This window comes from Pedobacter sp. CFBP9032 (genome assembly GCF_034045265.1).
Taxonomy (GTDB): Bacteria; Bacteroidota; Bacteroidia; order Sphingobacteriales; family Sphingobacteriaceae; genus Pedobacter.
This window is the reverse complement of record NZ_JAXCWE010000007.1, coordinates 1-21,918: the sequence shown is the minus strand read 5'-3', so window position 1 is coordinate 21,918 and position 21,918 is coordinate 1. Positions and strand designations below refer to the sequence as shown.

Here is a 21,918-nt window from a genome sequence, read left to right as displayed (position 1 = left end):
TACACCCTCAAACCATAACACAAAAAAAAAGAGTTTCCGGATTACCCGAAAACTCTTCATTATACTATTCAAACTAGCTTTTTATTGCTGTAAGCCGCCGCCCATTCCGCCGCCTTGTTGTTGATCTTGCTTCACATCATCGTTTTTAATCTTTTTCTTCTCTGTGAATTTCAACTTTCCAAAAGAGTAGCTGAAGTTTACTCCGAATGAACGTAGTGGATAGTAAATATTAGAACTTTGGAAAAGTGTACTCGTTTTATTTCCCACAGTATTTACAGAATTGTTCACTGTTTTAATATGTAGATCTCGGTTAAAAGGATTTAAAGTGTTGATTCCAATTGAACCTTTTTTATTCCAGATGTCTTTCTTGAAAGATGCTCCGTAAAAAATCATCGCATCTGTTTTTCCCTGATAAGTTCTTCTTGGCGAATTAACCACTCCAAATAGTTCAAAGTTATAGCCTTTACCAAAACCATAAGCAGAGCGCCCGAAAATATTATAGTTTAAAAATGTTCCTGTACTAATTCCGGTTTGCGTATTGCTTACTTCATAAGTATTAACACCAAGATTAGTCATTAAAGTCCATTTTGGTTTTGGGTTGTAAGAAGCAAATACATTAGCACCATAAGTTTGTGCAGTACCTACATTGATATAAGTAGTTAGGGTTTTATCTAAATTACCTTCTCTAAATGGCGTAATTGAACTTTCGATTACACCACCTGTACGACGATAAAATACAGAAGCATTAATTACAGAACCTTTAATAAAAGTGGAATAACCAAGCTCAAGGTTATCACTTAACTCGGGGTTTAATGTGGGTTCACCCTGACGGATATTAAACTGATCGCTCTCATTACGGAAAGGATTTAAATAAGCTAAACTTGGTCGCTGAACCCTACGGTTATAACTTAGTTTTAAAGTTGCATTTCCTTTTAAGGTTTGAGAGATGATTGCACTTGGAAATAAATTGAAATAATCATTTTTCTGATTACCACCTTGTGCTGTATTAAAATCTATCGTAGTATATTCTGACCTTAATCCTCCTTTAAAATTTAATTTCTTACTTAATTTGAAGCTGATTACGCCATAAGCTGATGCAACATCCTGATTGTATTCAAAATCCTGAGCAGCATTGGTAGAAAATTCACTGTTAATGTTTCTGAAAATTCCTTTTGCACCAACTTCTAATATTGTTGATTTACTAAATGGATAAGTATAATCTGTTTGTGCTGTATATTCTTTGTTCTTACCGGTGTTGCTATTGTTTATCGGCGGAAAGGAACTGCCTATAATTTCATTCTCAAAATCTGTTGAGTTTTTTCCAGAGGATAGCTGACCTGAAATAGTGAATTCTTCTCCTTCTTTTTTTGTGGTATGCTTATAATCAACATTAAAATCAAAGTTATTAAAACCGACATCCATATTGCTTACATTCCTTAGCGGAACGCCATTCAAAATATAGTCTGCACTACCAGGCCCACCGTTAGAGAAGTTGTTATACTTAAATGTAGAACTTACATTGTTATAAGCGTTGAAATCATAGTCCGCACCGAAACTTCCATTGTAACCGTTGCGGCTGAATTTGGAAACTCCGTTTTGGATGATGCTATTAATTCTGGTTGTTCCGGCAGAATCTGTACGTGTATTGTTTTCAAATAATAACCTGGAATCTTGTGCATAGGCAAGATTTGCGCCTAAACTGGTATTTACACTTAAACGGCCGGTTTTAGCAGTTAAATTAAAAGCGCCATTGTTTTGTCTGGTTCCTACGGATGTATTTACACTTCCGCTAACGCCCTGTGCATTTGATTTTTTAGTAATGATGTTTATAATTCCGCCAGAACCTTCTGCATCATATTTAGCTGAAGGACTCGTAATGACTTCTACACTTTTAATTTGTTCTGCAGGAATCATTTTTAAGGCATCAGATACACTGCTGGCCATTGTTCCTGAAGGTTTACCATTAATTAAAACACGTACTGCACCCCCGCGTAGCTGAACATTTCCATCAACATCAACAGAAAGCATCGGCACTTTACGCATCACGTCTGTTGCATCACCTCCGGCATTTGTACCATCTGCTTCTGCATTGTAAACCATTCTATCGATTTTATTTTCAATAATCGCTTTTGTCCCCTGGATTTGAACATCAGCCAATGTATTCTCTGTAGAAGAGATGTAAATAGTTCCTAAATTCTGATCTGGTTTTGCCGGGGTTGTTGTAACTGTAATAGACTTGGTTTTATATCCCATAAACCCAATCATCAGTTTGTAAGAATCAGGAGCAACATTTTGCAAGGATAATTTACCTTTCGGATCTGTTACACCTCCATTTACTGATTTGTTGTCTTTGGCATTGATTAATGATACGGTCGCATAATCAATCGGTTGTTTGGTAACAGAATCTAAAATCGTGGCGGTAATACGACCGAATACTGTAGGTTTCTTTGCTCCTCCACCAAAACCGCCAGCAGGAAATTGTGCCTGTGCGCTGATAAATGTTCCAAGAATAAGGATTGAGAGTAAAATTCGTTTCATCTTTTAGTTAGTATTTGTTTGTTAGTCCGCGCAGGTCGTAATTTGTTACAATCGGAAAGAATTATTTTTACGCAACTTGGTTATTTGGTCGGCAAAGTTGCAATTTTTATCTGTAAAAAACAGACATGCAGGAAGAAAGACGAATATTAAGTACTAAAAAGAGAAATTTTTGGATAGTTGTGAGCGCAAAACAACTTAAACTATAGCTGATGGGAACCTTGGTGGCTTAACATTGAGCCAATTCATTTTTAATGGGAATGAGCTGCTTGTTATTATTGATTAACCATATTAAGCTTAAATTTTTGAGTAAAATCAATTAACATAGATAGTCTATACGGTCTCGTTTTCTATATGGTTAAATCAATTTGCTTGATAGAGTCACCGATTATTAATTAACCACCTAAGACAGATAGATCATATAAGTTCGAATTTTAGAGTATAAATTAATATTGATTGTCTATGTCATCTCAATTTCTATATGGTTGAATTAATTTGCTAATTGAGAGACCGATTATTGATTAACCACCTCAGACAGATAGATCATATAAGTTCGAAATCTAGAATGTGAAATCAATTAACATAGATTGTCTATATGATCTCAATTTCTATATGGTTAAATTAATTTGCCAGTAGAGAGACCGATTATTAATTAACCACCTAAGACATATAGATCATATAAGTTCGAATTTTAGAATGTAAATCGATAGTCTATATGATCTCGATTTCTATATGGTTAAATTAATTTGCTTGATAGAGTCACCGATTATTAATTAACCACCTAAGACAAATAGATCATATAAGTCCGAATTTTAGAGTGTAAAATCAATTAACATAGATTGTCTATATGATCTCGATTCCTATATGGTTAAATTAATTTGCTTGATAGAGTCACCGATTATTAATTAACCACCTAAGACAGATAGATCATATAAGTTCGAATTTTAGAGTGTGAAACCAATTAACATAGATGGCCTATATGATCTCAATTTCTATATGGTTAAATTAATTTGCCAATAGCGAGACCGATTATTAATTAACCACCTAAGACAGATAGATCATATAGGTTCGAATTTTAGATTATAAATCAACTAACACGGATAGTCTATATGATCTCAATTTCTATATGGTTAAACTAATTTGCCATTAGCGAGACCGATTATTAATTAACCACCTTAGACATATAGATCATATAAGTTCGAATTTTAGATTATAAATCAATTAACATGGATAGTTTATATGATCTCAATTTCTATATGGTTAAATTAATTTGCCAATACAGAGACCGATTATTAATTAACCACCTTAGACATATAGATCATATAAGTTCGAATTTTTTTGAAATAAAAAGCAGTTAACAGATGGTCTATATGATCGAAGTTTCTATATGGTTGAATTAATTTGCTTAATGGATTCACTAAAGTTGAATAACCACCTAAGACAGATAGATCATATAAGTTCCAATTTTTGAAATAAAGAGCAGTTAACGTAGATTGTCTATATGATCCAATTTCTATATGGTTAAACTAACACTACAAAAAAAAAACTTACTTATCAGTAAACTAAACTTTTCTAATTTTAATAATTTTCATCCAATGCAACACTTTCATTACTGGGTAAGTTGGATCAAATTCCCACCATTTTGTCGCGAAATTTGGACTATTTGGCTTTTTATGATGATTATTTTGAAATAATTCGCCCATTAGCAGAAAATCCCATGGTAATGAATTTTTACTATGATCATCGTTATCGTGGTTTGAATAGCCATATTTATGCCCACACCAGTTTACAATAGCACCATGTAGCGGCCCCATTAAAAAGTGGATTGGCAATAAAATAAACAACCACCAATGATTAGCAAAAGCGATATAAAAACCAATGTAAAATAAGCCACATCCAATTCTCCATAACCAAGAATTGCCTATGCGATCTATCAAAGGCCATTCCGGGTAGTTCCCCTGAAAAGCTGGCTCTGGTTGTATTTTAAAATGAAGATAATCCATATACATGTTCTTCGTTGCAATCATCATCCCGAAAACATCTTTAAAGAAATGAGGTGAATGCGGATCTTTCTCTGTATCGCTATAAGCATGGTGCATCCGGTGCAAGATCGCGTAAGCCCTCGGATTTAAAAATGATGAACCTTGAGAAATCAACAAAATGAGGTAAAAAAATCTTTCCCAAAAAAGCTCCATTTTAAACATTTTATGTGATGAATAACGATGGAGAAAAAAGGTTTGGCTAAAAAGTGATAGAAACCAATGGCAAAGAAAGAATATAAGGATAATCATGTATAATGTGTATGCTATATAAACGGTATTTATCGACTTTTAGTTTTTATTAAGTCGCCGTTAATAAATGTTCGTTGTTTAAACGAGCTATAGAAATGTGTTTAAAAGGCACGATAGATCACTCACCGTGCCTTTTGAAATATTTTATTGAATGAATTACTATCTACCGAAATCGTCTTGTACCCTTACAATATCGCTTTCATCTGATGGATTGGAAGCATCTGTGTGTTGCCAGATTTCTGCTACTACACCCCAATCCGCTAACCCAATTAAGCGGTGACGCTCACCTTGTTGCAATTTGATCTGATCTTTAGGCGAATATTTTTTCACTTCACCTTCTTCGTCTGTTTCGCTGGTTTTAATTCCTACTGTACCTGTTACCACTTGCCATATTTCTGCTCTACGGTGGTGATATTGCCATGATAAGCGTGTATTTGGGGCTACTATTAATATCTTTGGACTTAATTTACCACCTATTTTTAAACCCTCTACATCTAATCCGTCAAAATAAGTATCGGCAAACTGTTGAGCCTGGGCTTCGTCAATTACGAAGAAACCTCCCCAAGGACGTGTTTCATCGCGGTTTACTACATTAAAACCTTCAATTTTTAGACGTTGCGCAACGCTATCGAATATTTCTCTTTTGTCGTTTTCCATAATTGGCGTAAAAATAATGCTTTGAAATTAAAAAAGCCATTTCAGGCTTTAATTTTTTTTGACCCTTTTTAAAAGCCATATCCTCACAGTAGCCTTCTGTCAGCGGAAGCAAAAAGCCCCAAAAATAATCATTGCAAACAAATGCAAAGGTAAATCACCTCACTATTTCCACTTCGTAAATAATTGGCTGATCATTATTCAACACCTGGTTGTTTAAGTATTTCACAAAAGAATCTCTCGATTTAAATTGCTGATTAGAAGGTTCCCATGCGGAATAAAATTTGAAACCTGTTTGTTTTCCCTTTTCAGGCATTTTTAACGAAACTAAATAACTGTTCTTTACATCTTTGTCTGTGGTTGCCGTTTTACCAAAGGAAATAAAATCTGATTTGGTGGCCATAATGGCCAATCCAAGCTGATCGTGATTTTCGCTCTGCAGGCCATAAGCGTAAACAACATTCGTATTTTTACCTTTAATTTCTCCTGATGGGATATTAAATAAATCTGCAAAACCTGTAACCAGGCTAGATTTATCAGGCGCATGCTCAACCATAATATCACTTTTGTAAAAGTATTGACCACCCCAAATACTGATTTTTTCTGTAATAGAAATGGGCTCATATCCTGATGCAAATTTCCATTCGGGATAGGTTAAACGAAATACTGCCCGATAAGGGCCATCGGCGATTTTATGATAAATTACCTTACCCATATTTCTGCCACCCAGTCTAATTAAAGAATCCTTTCCATCCTTAAGCTTAATATTGATAGCCAGCGCTCCAGCACTTAGTGAGGTACCAACTTTATAAATATCCATTCCCCAATCTGCTTGATGATGATAAATTACCGAAGGGTCTACACCAACCGTATCCATCATCATTTTAGAGGTGGTTTTTCCCCAGATATCCTTTCCATTTCGCACATCGAAATATAAACGAAAGCCAACTTTATCGTTTTCCCAGGCTGGCCCTTCAGTTAAAAATGGTGGAAGTTTTTCTTTGCTAAAATCAGTATTTGGTTGTCCGGTTGGAATAGAATCGGTATTTAAGTTCGGTCCGAACGAATTATCTACATTTTTGCGCATGTGCCGAATATGAGCCATTACCTTATCCGCAGGAAGCTTCTTGTCCGAAGGAGAGATTTTTAAACTTAATTTCTCCATTGGTGAAAAAGTATACAGTAAAACCGCTTCATCCCAAATACCATCTCCGTTAAAATCATCATACTGTACTGGTAATTTTTTATCGCCAGCTATTACTGATAGATAAGGCTTTGCTGCTGTTAGCGCAATTTTCATATCAGAACGCTTAATAATTACAAGTTCATCGCTTCGCTGAAGATTTGTGGGATTAGAAAGCTCCAAAACTTTTTGGGCAAAGGCAGGAAGGATTATAAAAAGTGATAAAATGGTTGTGGCGACTTTTTTTCTCATGAGTAATGGGATAAATAGTTAAAAATTAAGCAAAGGGCAACATAAATGATGCCGCAGATGTAAATCAAAAATTATTTAACCAATCTTATTTCATACACATTGGCAATGGAAGAGCCTGTGTTTGCTTCCAGCTTAAGCTCCATTTGTTTCGACAGCAATTGTTCGGGAATTTCAAAATCTTGTGTATAGAAAGCATCTCCTTTACTCCCCTCTAAATTCAATTTAGCAATGATTTTATTATTAATCGAAATCGAAAAATCTTTATTCTTTTCTTTGCCGTAGAGTTTAAGCCGAACTTTTTTAGCTGTTAAATTCTCATTTTTTAAATGATAGCTGAACCATCCATTTCCATTTCTAAAATGTCTATCCTGAAAAATTCCAGCATCTGTTTTTTCTCCTTTGAAACCATGATCAGATTCTGGCTGTTGTTCTCCGGTGTTAATGAGATCAACTGTTTCTTGCTCAAGTTTACTTTTTTCAATTTCAGCTAGTTTTATGGCTTTTGCCCGTTCTTCTAGGTTTTCGGGATTTGAGTAAGGAAAATACACTACATAACGTTTTTCTGCCAATCGATAGAATGGAACAAGTTTAAGGTTTTTATATTTAGGCTGATAAATGGCATTTGTAACGCTGAAAGCGAGTGACTCATTTTTTACAGCGACAAGATTTTGAGCAAGATCTGTTTTGTTACCAGAAATTAGTGGTGCCTCATTTAATGGAAATAATGCACCAGTCGCAATATGCCCCATCCGGCTTCCGTCGGCAGTTAAATTAGGCTGCTGCAGGGTATCTAATTCTGCCGCCATCACAATGGGGCCATGAAGAAAGGCTACCCAATCAGATCCATCAGGCATAAATTCGGCCGTGTTATGCATTGGCAGTGCTACTTTAATTACATCACCAGATGACCAAATCCGATCAATACTTACATAACCATTTCCTAAAGCTTTTGCGACCACTTTTTTCCCATTGATTAAGATCGTCATTTGCCCATTGGTTAACCAGGAAGGCTGCCTTAAATTAATGGCAAAACGTTGCTGCTTGGCAACCTTTAATGTTAATTGTGTAGACTCTTGCTCAGGGAAGTCGGTTGCCTGTGTAAGGCTAATACCCTTTTCTTTCCAGTTCAGTATGGAAGGGATAAACAGATTCACATAAACATTCCGGCCATCATGCGCATAAATTAACTCACCATATTTGCCATGATTTTCCAGACCAGAGCCTACGCAGCACCAAAAACTTTCCTGCGGTTGTGAGTAGGTGCGGTAATGCCCCGGACGCATCGGTGTGAAGTACACAAAACCGCCTTTCTCCCTTTGGGATGTTAGGATATGATTATATAACGTTCGCTCATAATAATCTAAATATTTAATGGAAGGTGCATCCAGAAACAGTTGTTTAGTCAGTTTTAGCATGTTGTAAGAGTTACAGGTTTCAGGCCCTTCTCTCGATTCGAGCATGGAAGAAAAGTCATTTGCCGGATGAAAATGTTCTCTTACACTATTTCCACCAATGGCAACGGTTCTGTGGTTTACCACGGTTTCCCAGAAAAAATTTGCGGCTTCCCCCCAATTTTTATCCTGATCCACTAATGATATTTGTTCAAAACCAATCACCTTCGGAATTTGTGTGTTGGCATGCAGTCCGTTCAACGCATCCTTTTTCGCAAGCAGGGGCTTCAAAATCGATTGGTCTGAAAATTGCCTGGCCAACTTTAGGTATTTTTTATCTCCGGTGATGGCATAAACATCTGCAAAAATTTCGTTCAGACCACCATGTTCACTCTTTAACAATTCCTGAATTTGATCATCAGATAAACCATCAACCAAATTTATACACCAGTCTGTTAATTTAATGAGCATCCGTTTTGCCTGATCACTACCTGCAACGGCATAAGCATCGTGTAAACCCGCAAAAATTTTATGAATATTATAAAGTGGCACCCATTTTCCATTTAGTGAAAAACTGGAAGATTTAATATGGCCTAATTTGATTTGTGCCCAGATTTCTTTACCACCTGGTACGCCTGAAAGATAACCATTTCCATTTTTTAACTGGCACTTTTCCAGTTCATCGAGCATGTAATTAAGTCGCGACTTCACCTTCTGATCTCCAGTTGAAGCGTACATTAAAGAGAGCGCCGAAACATAATGACCGCCAATGTGCCCATCCAAACCTGTATTTTCCCAGTTTCCGTAAGATGCTGCTTTGGGCGTTAGACCTGCTTCTTTTAGATATGGTGCTAACAATCGATCAGGATTTAATGAAAGCATGTATTCCTGATCTGTTTTTTCGGCTTTTAAAAACGGGCTTTCCAGCAGCCTCACATCCATCAGTTTAAATGCCTGAAGTTTATTTTGCGCAATGACTTGAACGGAAAATGTAAAAATAGATAAGAAAAAAATGATTCGCTTCATGATGATAGGTTATCTTCTCGGAAAGGGAACAATAATGCGTTTAGCATTAGGATAAATACTTGGTTGTTGAATCTCAAATATACAAAACTGGCTGCAATTTTAGATTTATGAAATTTCTTTTATACCGATAGAGATTTTTGATTTGGCATGAACGGTTAGGTTAAATCGGTCGTCCTTTCTGAACTTTATGCAGGATCTTTATCTTAAAATACCTCGCTATTTTTTACCTCATGGTTATTCTTAACGTGGAGAAGAAGCCCTTCGTTTCTATCGACTGTCTTCATTCAACATCGAACTGTTTTTTATCCTTTAGGATTTGAAGAATCCTTTTTCCTAACCTTCTCCTTTTAGCGGAAAGTTGCCAATAGGCAGATAGAGGCTATTTATTCTCACCGACGCCTTTGATGTCAGGTTACGTAATCTATTTTTGATAAACGCGAACGTAATCTATTTCAAAGCGATTTGGAAATTTAGTGTCTTTCGGATCTCCCCCATTCATTCCGCCAATAGCCAGATCCAGTAAGATATAATGTTTTTGTTTAAAGGGATGAGGGCCTTTACGGTCATCGTTATCAAGATCAGCGAGTAAGGTTTTATTGAATAGCACATTATCCACAAACAAACTGATTGCCTGCTCGTCCCAATCCATTCGCCATACATGAAATTTTTTCGCCCACGCTTTACCACCCAGTTCAGCAACAGCCTTTGTTTTGCTAAACCATTTTGTCTTGCCGTCTTTTGAGGTGCTGGCAATGTTTGCCAATATCTTACCACGGTAATATTCCATAATATCAATTTCGCCATTGGCTGGCCATGCGCCATCAACACCTAAAGTCCAGAAAGCAGGCCAAAGGCCTTCGCTTATATCAATTCTAGCACGCATTTCGAAGCGACCATATTTCCAGCTTTTCAAACCTTTGGTAATTAAACAAGCAGAAGTATAAGGAATCGTTTTTCGGTTTTTACGCCAGTTTTTACTGTCAGAGACAAAATCAGGATTGGTTTTTTCAGTTTTTCTGGCTTCGATAATTAAGATGCCATTTTTGCAAAAAGCATTTTCTTGTTGGTACCATTGCAGTTCTTCATTGCGGACAAACCCCTGCTCGTAAGTCCAGTTTTTAGGATTTGGCTGCCCGTCTTTACTAAATTCATCAGCCCATACCAACTGATATCCATCACCAAAATATTTTGAATGAGCAACATTTTGCGCCTCCTTAAGGGCGCAAAATGTTGTGATAAAAACCAGTAGTGAACAAAAGATATATTGCATTTTATCTCGCATCAGAAATAAAGTTACCCAAAAGTTTTATGGTGTAACTGTATGAATATTTCTTATCCGTTAGTCGGTATTGCGCATGCGGATAAGCCCCCCAACTATCATCACCACCAACGCCACGCTGCTTCAAATCAATATTTAAGTACACATTGTTCCGTTTTGGCAAATCTGTAGGATGTTGTTGTTTTTTAGTTAAACCCGGATCTAAATCTTCTGTTGAATGATTGATAGCTGTAAAGGAAATGGGCTGTGCACCCTCAATTAAAAGCCCGCTACCATCATTATCGGTTAAAGTTAACCAGCGAACATCTGTTTTATTGCCGCTTTCCTGCGGACGGATATAACCTTTGTAGTATTGATTTTCTACCTGGTCGTGGTATAAACCAACCAAAGAAGCAAAATTACGATCGCTGTAGTTTTCGTATGGCCCCCTACCATAATATTTTAGATTCTGATAAGCTTGCGGCAGCTCGGTACGCATCCCAAATCGTGGCAATTCCGGCAAATCTCTATCGCCTAAATCCATCGTAGCAGTCACTTTTACCGATCCGTCGTTTTGAATCAGGTAATTTACAACGTATGAAACGGCAATACTATTCAATAGGTAATTTACATTAATCAGCAAGCCACTATCTGTTTGTTTGGCTATGTTTACAGCAAGGAGCTTTTTACTTTCATGGGCCGACCGCCAGATACCTAAACGCTGAGGCATGTTGTTTCCAAAATCGTTATCTGTTGGTGCCCTCCAGAAATAAGGCTCTGGAAAACGATTAAAGTTTTTTCCGTCTTTTTTACCGTAGCGTATAAACCTGCCATATTTAGTGTCAAATTCGCCACTCACATCACCAGCGGTGAACGAAAGTTTAGTGCCTTCTGTAGTTACATTAAGTTTGCCAGCAGTCTGGATTGGCTTCTCGAAGAAATTGCCTCCATAAAAGAATTGCTCGTTGGCTACTTCAAATCCGGCAGGCAACATAGCGCTGGCTTTTTTGCTATAGGCATAAACGTTTAAGAAATATTCTGTTCCGGCAACGGATTTAAACACGGGCAGGTTAAGCTTGATGTCTTTTTTAGTATGCGGATTAAGGCTCACCTGGAAGGTGCCTTCCTTAACCATTTTACCATTACTTATCAATTGCCATTTAAAATCATATTGTTCCAGATTGGTAAAATCGAAAAGGTTCTCAACCGTTAAGTTTCCTTTAGCAATATCCGCTGATGTAAATAAAATATTCTGATAAATTTTCTTAATCTCGTAAGCGCCGGGATCTGGCGTCCGATCTGAACTCACCATTCCATCAGCTACCCCGTTCTCATCATTCTGCCAGTAAAAGCCACCTAAATCGCCTCCGTAAGCCCAGAATGTTTTGCCATTTAAATCTTTAGTTTTTAATCCCTGATCTACCCAATCCCAAATGAAACCACCCTGCATGTGTTTGCTACCGCGGATAATATCAAAGTATTCTTTGAAATTCCCGTTGCTGTTTCCCATGGCGTGTGCATACTCGCACATGATGTATGGGCGGGTTTTGGTATTGTCGTTAGCGTATTTTTTCATGGAACCAATGCTTGGGTACATCGGACAAACAATATCCGTATTCCAATCTTCGCCCGCTTGCTCAAATTGAACCGGGCGGGTATTATCGCGTTGCTTAATCCATTTATAATTATCATGAAATACTGGCCCGTTACCACATTCATTACCAAGCGACCAGATAATAATGGAAGCATAATTTTTATCACGTTCCACCATCCGCACGGTGCGGTCTACATGTGCTGCAGCCCATTCTGGCAGATAAGCAGGGTGTTTTGACTTATCGAAAGCACTCTGCCACTCTGCGCCCATGCCATGTGTTTCGATATTTGCTTCGTCAACAAGATAAAGACCATATTCATCGCATAGTTTATACCAAAGCGGATCGTTTGGATAGTGTGATAATCGCACCGCGTTGATGTTAAATTCCTTCATCAAACGAATATCTTTTAACATCAGTTCTTTGGTAGTGGTATGGCCGGTTACATCATCGTGTTCATGGCGATTAACCCCGTGAACATAGGTAGCAACGCCGTTTACCAGAAGCTGCGCATTTTTGATTTCTACTTTTCTGAAACCTACTTTAGCACCAGTTACGGCAGTTTGCCTGCCTTTTGCATCTGCCAGTTCAATCACGCAATCGTATAAATTTGGCTGCTCTGCATTCCATTTTAACGGATTCTTAATCGTTCCGTTGAAACTAATGGTTTGAATAGAATCTGTGTTAGCAGTAAAAGATTGCTTTTTAGTAAAAACGGTTTTTCCGGTCTTATCTAAAAGTGATACCGTAACCGACCCGCCAGCGGGGTTTTCCTTTGCGAATTTACGAACATCAACATCGGCCGAAAATAATCCGTCAGTGTAAGTTTGATCCAAATCGCCTTTCAGGAAAAAATCCCAAATGGTTTGTTTCGGCACTGCATACAGGTAAACATTGCGTTCTATTCCGCTCAGACGCCAGAAATCCTGGTCTTCCAGGTAACTTCCGTCAGACCAGCGAAAAACCTGAACCGCTAAAACGTTAGTTCCTGATTTAAGAAATGGCGTAATATCAAACTCCGCAGGCGTTTTAGAAGCTTTGGTCATACCCACCTTTTTTCCGTTCAGGTAAATGAAAGCACAGCCTGAAATGGAACCAAAATGAATGATGGTTTCTTTGCCTTCCCAGTTCTCCGGAACAGTGAAAGTTTTTCTATAAGTACCTACCGAATTATTTTCGCCAATAAAAGGTGGATTTTTTGGATGAGGATAAGTGATATTCGTATAAATAGGAATGCCAAAACCATTCAGTTCCCAATTAGATGGAACGGGAATATTTGCCCAACCACTATCATCCAGGTTGGTGCTGAAAAAATCTATCCGGCGATCCTGGTGTTTATCTACATAGTTGAATTTCCAGCTTCCGTTTAAAGATTTATAGTAGGATGATTTCGTATAATCATCCTGAATCACATCTTTCTGGTTATCAAACAGCATGAAAGTAACGTGGGCCTTCTCTTTACCCTGATCTACTAACCGGGGATTTTCCCAATCGTTGTTTTGGGCGTTAGCCTGGTGCGAAAATAAAATCGCCAGCGCAACTGCCGCTATTTTTGTTTTAAAGCTCATAAAGTAAATTTGAATGTATTCAGTTACAGATTCCTCTTTCAAAGATACTGCAACTGAAGTATTATTATATTCCGGTTGGCGTTGAGCCACCGGCTGTAAGCCAACCCGGATTTTGATAAATTGGTGAACTCGCTATATTGCCATCGGCCGCAGTAATGTTAAAATGTTGCGTCGCAATCGGACTTAAATAATGAGCCATTGTCCACCTTGCACCTTTGTAAGAATCGGCATTTGAACGAATTTCCTGCGGACGGAGATAAACACTCAAAGCGGGGTCAGAAACCACAGCGCCAGAATTTCCAGAACCGTAAACAATTTGCGAAGCCGTGAACCAGCTCTTCATCGGGCCCCAGAGTTTAAATCCTTCAAAATGGTACGGCGTACTAATCATCTGATCCATTGCTCTCCATCTTTTCAAATCCATATACCTTAAACCTTCTGCCATCAATTCGTTTCTTCTTTCGCGACGAATATTATAAAGTGTAGGGGAAACCAACGTATTGGCAGAATATGCTCCCCAATCCTGCGTTTCTTTAGCCATTTCAGTTGCCGCAATGGTTTGTTGAAAATCGGTATTTACTTTGGCTCTTGCCCTTAATTGTTGCCAATATTTAGTCGCATCCGCATCAATTGTTCCGTTTCTTTCATAGCTGGCTTCAATATAGTTCAAGTAAGCTTCACTTGCCCTGTACGTAATACTTCCTGTATACCCCTGACCATTATTCGCCTGAGCGCCATCATAACTAATCCCTTTTCTGATGGCGTAACCAGTGGTATATTTTTGATCATAGCTAGATTCCCAGATTCTCGGGGTAGGCTCTATTTGTGTGGCATGCGTTCCCTGACCAATGTTAACCAATACGTTTTTTTGACCGGGCTCCTTTAAAAACAGGTTCAATCTTCCGTCTCTGTTTTTTCTCACATCAGCGATATAATCATCGCCTTGATAATTACTTCCTGCAGCATAAATTGGTAGTCCGTTTTCCATTAAGAAACTCTCCACCATACTTTTTGATAAACCAACGGCATAGTTTCCAGCCTGGGCATACACCGGGATATTGTGTGTAACTAAACCAGCGCCATATTGCCTCCACAACAGAACCTCGCTATAGCCAGACATGTCAACCGCGCCGAACATTTTAAAATAAGGGTTTTCATTGTTAGGCGCTTCGATAATTCCGGTATTGGCCACCAGTGGAACGGCATCTGCCACACTTTTCGCTGCAGACATGGCCTCGCCTAAAAAGTACTGGATTTCTGAATCAATGCTTCCCGTTGGATATTGATAACTGGCATTATAATCTTTCGATTTACCAGGCCAGTTTGGTCCGTTGGGCACAAATGCGGTTCCTTTAAAATACTTCAGCCAAGTTCCTTCATATAATGCCACTCTAGATTTGATCAGCTGTGCACAAAGTTTAGAAATTCTATTTTTAGTGGCATCGGGTGATGTTTTCAACAATAAAGCGGCAGAATCCAGATCAGAAAGAATAAACCTGGCTACTTCGTTGCGGGGCTGTCTTTTGCTTACTTGAGTTAAAATCTCTTTTTCATCAGGATAAATGGTTTTGATAATCGGAAAATCGCCCAACGATTGCAGTTTCTTGAAATATTCTACGGCCCTGATAAAATACATTTCACCAATATATTGCCTGATGTTATCTGCATTACCCACAATACCGCCTGCTTTCCATCTTGGAATTACGGTACTCAGGAAATAATTTGCCTGATAAATGTTGCCAAAACTCCACTCGCCACCCGAAGCTTCTACGCGCCATAAACCTGGAATAAATTTATTATCCAAAACAGGTAAAATCATATTATCCGTATTACCATCGATCCCAAAAGTGCCGAAAGAATAGTTTCCGTGGGAAGGAAATGCATCGGGATACCTCGAAATGGCATAAGCGGCAAGTTGCCCTTCTTCTTTTAAATAACTTTCAGGGGTAATATTTGAAAGTGGTGCTTTATCTAAAGCCTTTTGGCAGCCTCCTGATAAGAGTGCGAAAACTGCTAATGTTGCCAGGCAACTATATTTTTTATACTTTGAAAAATTCATTTCTATTTGATTAAAAAGTTACACTTAAACCCAACGACATTACTTTAGAAAGTGGGTAAACGCTTCCATTAGAACCACCATCAATGGTCTCCGGGTCAAACATTTCTGCTAGTTTGGTCCAGGTAACCAGGTTCTCGCCTGAAGCAAAAAATCTTAATTTCTGCGCACCGAGCTTCTTGGTTAATCGTTGAGGGATGGTATAACCCAATTGAATATTTTTTAACCTGATGTAAGAGGCATCCTGAAGGTAGCCGGTTTGGGTTTGCTGGTTTTTACCGGTTCCGAAAGTTGGTCTTGGATAATATGAATCGAGATTCAAACCAAGCGGACTGTTCGGATCATTCCTAAAATAATCTGCATGTTGCACTAAACCTGTAGACCACCATTTATCCGAAGTGGCGCCCCAGAAAAAGTAACTGCTTTGCCAGTAATCTCTTTTCAATACCCCCTGAAAAAATGCCCTGAAATCAAAGCCTTTATAATCTAGGTTTACATCCAAACCAACACGGTAGCGAGGTGTATTGTTGCCAATCAGGTGGGCGTCGCCAGAATCTCCTTGTCGCCAGCTCCCCCAATCCAGTTTCCCATCTTTATTATAATCAGCATACATGATATCTCCGGCAGACCATTGTGATCCAAATGCCGATTGGCCGTTGCTTAGCGTAGCCAGATGCGCATTCATCTCCTCCTGTGTTTTGGCAATTCCAACGGTCGTATATCCCCAGATTTCGCCTAATTGCTGCCCTGCTCTATAAGTATCCAAAGACATAGTTGCGTTTGGATAACGGGTTACCGTTGTCTTCAAGTCTGATAATAAAAACTTCACGCCATAACCCAGGCCGCTTTTCGTACGGTCATTCCAGCCAATTTCAAGCTCAAAACCCATAGATTTTAAATCAGTATTGTTGGTTTGTGGTACCGCTGTTCCTAAAGTTACCGGTAGCTCTGGTGCAGGACCAACCATGTTTAAAGTTTTACGGTTAAACCAATCGAAAGATCCGGTTAACCTGTTTTTAAAGAAGCCAAAATCTAAACCTGCATTATAACTTTCTACCGTTTCCCAGGTTAAGGTTGAGCTTACAATACCTGGTGCACTTGCGGTATTTGGTCGACCACCGTTAATCAGCCAGGCTCCATTTGCAGTACCTACAGGCATAGTTAAATAGGTTGGATACCAGACATTGGTATTTTGATTTCCTAAACTACCGTAAGAAGCCCGAAACTTAAAAGTATTTACAAAAGCAAACCTGTCTTTAAAAAAGTCTTCTCTGGCCATGTTCCACCCCGCAGAAACTGATGGAAACCAGCCCCAGCGTTTATCAGCACGGAAACGGGATGATCCATCATACCGAAGGTTGGCTTCTAACAAATAAATCCCGTCATAATCATAATTTAAACGACTAAATAAGCCTTGGGTTGCCCAATTTTGATATTGGCCTGAAACTGTTGGCGCAAGCACTTTACCATCGGCATCTAAACCTGATGTGGTATTCAATGTAGCAATATCAGCTACGATAATGCCATTTCTTTGGGCGCTTAAATCACGGTACCTGGTGTCTTCATACTGAAAACCAGCCATGATTTTAAGGTTATGTTTACCATAACTTTTAGCATATTCTGAGTAAATATTGGTATTGAAATAGTTTTCCTTATAACCATATTCGTTTACATTCGAACTTCTTCTGTAGAGATACGGAACTCCATTTACATCATGGTTAAATGTTTGCTGCGAATCCCAGTGACGGAATTGCGTTTGCGTACGATAATTCGCTTCTCCAAAAGTTTTCCAACCTTTAATCGGCTCAAAAACCAATTGAATTTGCTGATACATCCAATCTTTAACTTCATTATCATCGCCACCTTCTGCCATTTCTAAAGCAGGAGATGGTGAGCTGTATAAATAACCGTTCGGGTCATAAAGTGGTAATGTTGGCCAACCCTGGCGCCCAATGCCTTCGTAAAAACCATTAGTTAATGCCGCCGGACGATGATAAGTTTCTCTTAGAAAACGATTGCTGTAATTTGCGGTTAAGATTTCTGAAATCTTAGTATTGATTTTCGCGGTAGCACCATACCTCGCATATCCATCCTGATTAAAGCGCATCATCCCGGTTTGATCCATGAAATTCCCTGACAGATAATAGGAAGTAGCTTCAGTACCACCGGTTAAGCTCACATTGTGCTCTTGCGAAAAGCTATGGTCGCGATACATTACCTTGTACCAATCGTTGTTGTCGTTACCAAATGCATAACCATCTGCCCAAACCAGGTTATTGTTAGGGCTCGGAATAATGGTGCTTTTTAATGTTCCGTCCTGAAAATCTTTAATCCGCTTTAGACTTGCTGCATCAAAATGAGGTGCACTGCCACCGTTTCTTCCGGCATCGTTAAAGTATAACGCGAAAGTATAAGAATCCATCATTTCTGGCAATAAAACCGGACTGGTTTGACGGAAACTATTGTTATAATTTACCTGTACCTTACCTGCCTTACCTCTTTTTGTAGTCACCAAAATTACACCGAATGCAGCTCTCGAACCATAGATCGACGATGCAGAGGCATCTTTTAATACCGAAATACTTTCTACATCTTGTGGATTCAAAGCATTTAACGAACCTTCCATTCCATCAATCAGGATCAGTGGATCTGAAGAGGAACTTCCAATTGTGCCTACTCCCCTGATGTTAATAGATGGTCTGCTTTCCAATGAGCCATTATTTTGCGAGATATTCAGGCCTGGCACTAAGCCTTGTAATGCCTGAGACACATTTTGAACCGGTCTGTTTTCAAGCGCTTTTGCATCTACTACACCTACCGACCCGGTAAGATTTACTTTTTTCTGTTTCCCGAAACCTACTACCACCACATCTTCTAGCGCTTGTTCAGCATCATCAACCAGGATGATGTTAACCTGTGGTTGATCACCAATGGTGATACTTTTGGTCGCATAGCCGATAAAGGCAAATTCGATCACCGATCCTTTACTTGCACTTATTTTGTAACCACCATCGGAATTGCTCATGGTTGCATTAGTGGTGCCTCTTTCTTTGATGGTTGCACCGGGAATCGGATTTCCCTGGTTATCTGAAATCCGTCCTGTTAAGGAGACCTTAGGAGTTTGAGCGCGTACGTTTCCGGTGTAAATTCCTGCGAGAATTACAGTAGCCAGAAACATAAAAATGCATTTTCGCATGTTTAGTAATTTTTTAGCCATTCTAAATTTGTTTTGATTGTTGATGAATTTTCACTGCTGATTTGCAGCATAAAGCATTTTAATAGTTTTTAAATTTGCCTGGTTAGTGGCGATTTAAAAATTTCATCTGAGTGTGTAAAGACGAAACAAACGGGATATTTGGTTTTAAAGTTTCCATATGTTGATGATCTGATTATTCAAATAACCATGAAAAATTAAACTTTTAGAAGGGGTATTATGGTAAAATGTAGGTGGTAAATTGTGATATTTTAGGCAAATGAAAGCGAAATGGGCATTTCCTCAGTTTTTAACCGTCAAACTGACATTTATTGAAAAGATAAATTTGAGCTAAGCACTCACCGGAAAGGGGATCACATTATACTTTGGTATCTAAACCCTGAACTTATATTATAGAGGTTGCGGAAGACTGCCCTCCTGAGATGGAAGAAATTAAAATTTCTAATAAGATAAATCATCTTTTATTTTAAGAAAAATTAAAAGATGCATATGGTTACCGTGAATAATTACTCATGTGCCCGCAGATTGTGGCTACATGAGTAATTAATTTAGCCGCTTTAAGGATTATACGCACCGCTAAATTGAGTTAAACCATCTTTACGCATGGCCTCCAGAATTAAGCAATTGTATACATAATCCCAACTAGAAGAAACTTCAGAATTTTGATTGAGACCATAAGGCCACCAGTGTTGCGAATCGCCGTTAAGTTTTGCAGTACTATCATTTGTTATGATCTGCAATAGTGATGTTACACTAGGTGCCTGAAGTTTACCGCCTACAATATGACTTGACCACCAGGATGAAGTTCCTGTGCCTAATGAATGATCAGATTCATGGAGCATAGTCCGCAGGTTTTGATAGGAAGAATTGCTTCCAAATCTCATCCAACCCTCATTATTTGCATCTGCAGTCGGCACTCCACTATCATAATTTAGGTAAAGATGTTTCGTTGCTGAAGTATAATTTTCCAGGTACCAAACCGCACTATCAATGGCTACCTGCAACCTACCATAAGCTTCAAGTTCTTGTGCCGTAGGATTTGCAGATTTGTTAAAGGTATAAGTAATATTTCCTTTTGCTATGGTTTTGAAAATAACATCACTGCTGTAACTCACCCCATTGCCGTTAATCGCATAAGCCCTGGCATAATAGGATGTTTTTGGCGTAAGGCCCTTAAGCATCACTCTAAATTTGCCCAGACCAGCATTGCCATGCTTAACTTTATTATCCGTTATCGAAGGATTTGGTGCCAGGCCCCAAACAATCCCTCTTTCGGTTACAGCGTTACCACCATCAGTAAGCACCTCTATATCTGCCGCTGCCACTGTTGAACCCACAATATGCATGGGAGGAAAATTGAATGTGATGCTGTCAGTACTTGATGTTGCGCTGATGGTAGCGAGCTTATCCGCCAATTCGGTTTTCGCCGGATGCTCCATTTCTGCATTCCCGCTTTTCTTGCATGCGGTAAACATCGCAATAATCGCATAACTTAATACGAAGTAAATTTTAAATTGTTTTTTCATTTTTAGGTAGATTAAAGGTTAGCATATATTTATTAAGCGTAAAAAATTAACATGTAGTTAGCCTCATTTTCTTCTCATTGTAAACAGGTAAGTGTATTTCACCGTCATGAAGTTTAAAAGCTACGGACTCGTAAATAAAGACCATTAATATATGTCTATTTATAAATTATTGATTTGTACAAATTACTGCTAAAACTGATATTAGCGTGAGGGGTAATACCGTATTAATTAGGGGTTAAATCGTTACTTTTATATCAAAAGGGGAGGTTTTTTGACATTATCTATCATTCGATATGTTTTTTACGTCATAAAGAACATATTTTTATTACATAAGACGCTGATAAATTTTACATCCCATATTTGTCATTTCCTAGGCCGGAGCGCAAAGTGCCCTTCTCTTGAACTTGTTTCAGGATCTTATCACAAAAAGTTGCTGAATTAAATTCAGCATGACGATTCTGTTATTTATGCCCACGAAACACCCGTCAGTGCGAAGCTGATTTTTCATCTGCTGAAGCAATTTCTATCGAAGAAACCTTTCACGCTTAGCTTGCCTCGGCTGGCCGCCGAAGGGCTCTAAACTTTTTCTTGATAAAAAGTTTAACAAAAATCAAGGCTTGGATCTGATGTCGGATAAATTCGTTAAAGCTTTTTTCGGCAGCACAAGCACCCGATGAAGGATCGGGCAAAACGCGCTGCCTTAGGTAGTGGTAATTTGAAAGATTGTGGTCGAAGCTTAAACGTTTTCTCCTTCCATCATTTCCTAGGCCGGAGCGCATGGTGGCCATAGCGATATTGTCATCCGGAGGTACGAAGAATCCCTGCGTTTTAACCTACTGCCTCAAGGTAACACCGAACCTTTTTTATTACGTCATTCCATGAACGCTGGGTTAAAGCGGTCGTCATTCTGAACTCGATTCAGAACCTATGTTTTATTGATTTTTTTGAATCGCTAGCTGTGAAAAGTCCTTATTATAACCCCTTTCCCATCCGGGGAAAGGGGCCAATAGGCGGATAGTGGCTGTTTCGGCTGCGCCGAAAGGCTTTATTCTTGATAAAAAGAGCCAAAACCGAGCTTTTCTGTGAGCTCATGAATGCCTATAAAAACATAAAACTTATAAATACCTCAAGGCTTGGATCTGATGTCGGATAAAATCGTTAAAGCTTTATTTCGGCAGCACAAGCACCCGATGAAAGATCGGGCAAAACGCGCTGCCGTAGGTAGTGGTAATTTGAAAGAATGTGGTCGAAGCTTTAAACGTTTTCTCCTTCCATCATTTCCTAGGCCGGAGCGCATGGTGGCCATAGCGATATTGTCATCCGGAGGTACGAAGAATCCCTGCGTTTTAACCTACTGCCTCCAGGTAACACC

Annotated in this window: 10 protein-coding genes; all 10 read right to left on the bottom strand. The window is 38.7% G+C overall.

The features are described 5' to 3' along the window. Window positions 1-81 precede the first annotated feature (81 nt). A complete protein-coding gene (locus SOM16_RS14205; protein WP_320464656.1) occupies window positions 82-2,538 on the bottom strand; it encodes a TonB-dependent receptor domain-containing protein in 2,457 nt (818 codons plus the stop codon). A gap of 1,559 nt (window positions 2,539-4,097) precedes the next feature. Next, complete coding sequence (locus SOM16_RS14200) at window positions 4,098-4,826, bottom strand: acyl-CoA desaturase (RefSeq protein WP_320464655.1); 729 nt, start codon at window positions 4,824-4,826, stop codon at window positions 4,098-4,100. 159 nt (window positions 4,827-4,985) lie between these two features. Beyond that, window positions 4,986-5,483 carry a phosphoheptose isomerase gene (locus SOM16_RS14195; RefSeq protein ID WP_320464654.1) on the bottom strand — a complete coding sequence of 166 codons (498 nt, stop codon included), beginning with the start codon at window positions 5,481-5,483 and terminating at the stop codon, window positions 4,986-4,988. 154 nt (window positions 5,484-5,637) lie between these two features. Then, complete coding sequence (locus SOM16_RS14190) at window positions 5,638-6,915, bottom strand: DUF4861 family protein (protein WP_320464653.1); 1,278 nt, start codon at window positions 6,913-6,915, stop codon at window positions 5,638-5,640. A 71-nt stretch (window positions 6,916-6,986) separates the two neighbouring features. Then, a complete protein-coding gene (locus SOM16_RS14185; RefSeq protein WP_320464652.1) occupies window positions 6,987-9,332 on the bottom strand; it encodes a glycoside hydrolase family 127 protein in 2,346 nt (781 codons plus the stop codon). A gap of 421 nt (window positions 9,333-9,753) precedes the next feature. Next, complete coding sequence (locus SOM16_RS14180) at window positions 9,754-10,602, bottom strand: glycoside hydrolase family 16 protein (protein WP_320464651.1); 849 nt, start codon at window positions 10,600-10,602, stop codon at window positions 9,754-9,756. Window position 10,603: 1 nt separating this feature from the next. Continuing rightward, window positions 10,604-13,750, bottom strand: coding sequence for a glycoside hydrolase family 2 TIM barrel-domain containing protein (locus SOM16_RS14175; protein WP_320464650.1), 3,147 nt, complete (start codon window positions 13,748-13,750; stop codon window positions 10,604-10,606). A 64-nt stretch (window positions 13,751-13,814) separates the two neighbouring features. After that, window positions 13,815-15,809 carry a RagB/SusD family nutrient uptake outer membrane protein gene (locus SOM16_RS14170; RefSeq protein WP_320464649.1) on the bottom strand — a complete coding sequence of 665 codons (1,995 nt, stop codon included), beginning with the start codon at window positions 15,807-15,809 and terminating at the stop codon, window positions 13,815-13,817. 10 nt (window positions 15,810-15,819) lie between these two features. Further along, entirely contained in the window at window positions 15,820-19,023 is a 3,204-nt protein-coding gene (locus SOM16_RS14165; protein ID WP_320464648.1) for a TonB-dependent receptor, read from the bottom strand. A gap of 554 nt (window positions 19,024-19,577) precedes the next feature. Beyond that, window positions 19,578-20,546, bottom strand: coding sequence for a hypothetical protein (locus tag SOM16_RS14160; RefSeq protein WP_320464647.1), 969 nt, complete (start codon window positions 20,544-20,546; stop codon window positions 19,578-19,580). Between the last annotated feature and the right edge of the window lie 1,372 nt (window positions 20,547-21,918).

Coding starts and splice junctions, on each gene's coding strand:
- SOM16_RS14205 (WP_320464656.1), bottom strand. CDS start 2,538: ATGAAACGAATTTTACTCTCAATCCTTATTCTTGGAACATTTATCAGC.
- SOM16_RS14200 (WP_320464655.1), bottom strand. CDS start 4,826: ATGATTATCCTTATATTCTTTCTTTGCCATTGGTTTCTATCACTTTTT.
- SOM16_RS14195 (WP_320464654.1), bottom strand. CDS start 5,483: ATGGAAAACGACAAAAGAGAAATATTCGATAGCGTTGCGCAACGTCTA.
- SOM16_RS14190 (WP_320464653.1), bottom strand. CDS start 6,915: ATGAGAAAAAAAGTCGCCACAACCATTTTATCACTTTTTATAATCCTT.
- SOM16_RS14185 (WP_320464652.1), bottom strand. CDS start 9,332: ATGAAGCGAATCATTTTTTTCTTATCTATTTTTACATTTTCCGTTCAA.
- SOM16_RS14180 (WP_320464651.1), bottom strand. CDS start 10,602: ATGCAATATATCTTTTGTTCACTACTGGTTTTTATCACAACATTTTGC.
- SOM16_RS14175 (WP_320464650.1), bottom strand. CDS start 13,750: ATGAGCTTTAAAACAAAAATAGCGGCAGTTGCGCTGGCGATTTTATTT.
- SOM16_RS14170 (WP_320464649.1), bottom strand. CDS start 15,809: ATGAATTTTTCAAAGTATAAAAAATATAGTTGCCTGGCAACATTAGCA.
- SOM16_RS14165 (WP_320464648.1), bottom strand. CDS start 19,023: ATGGCTAAAAAATTACTAAACATGCGAAAATGCATTTTTATGTTTCTG.
- SOM16_RS14160 (WP_320464647.1), bottom strand. CDS start 20,546: ATGAAAAAACAATTTAAAATTTACTTCGTATTAAGTTATGCGATTATT.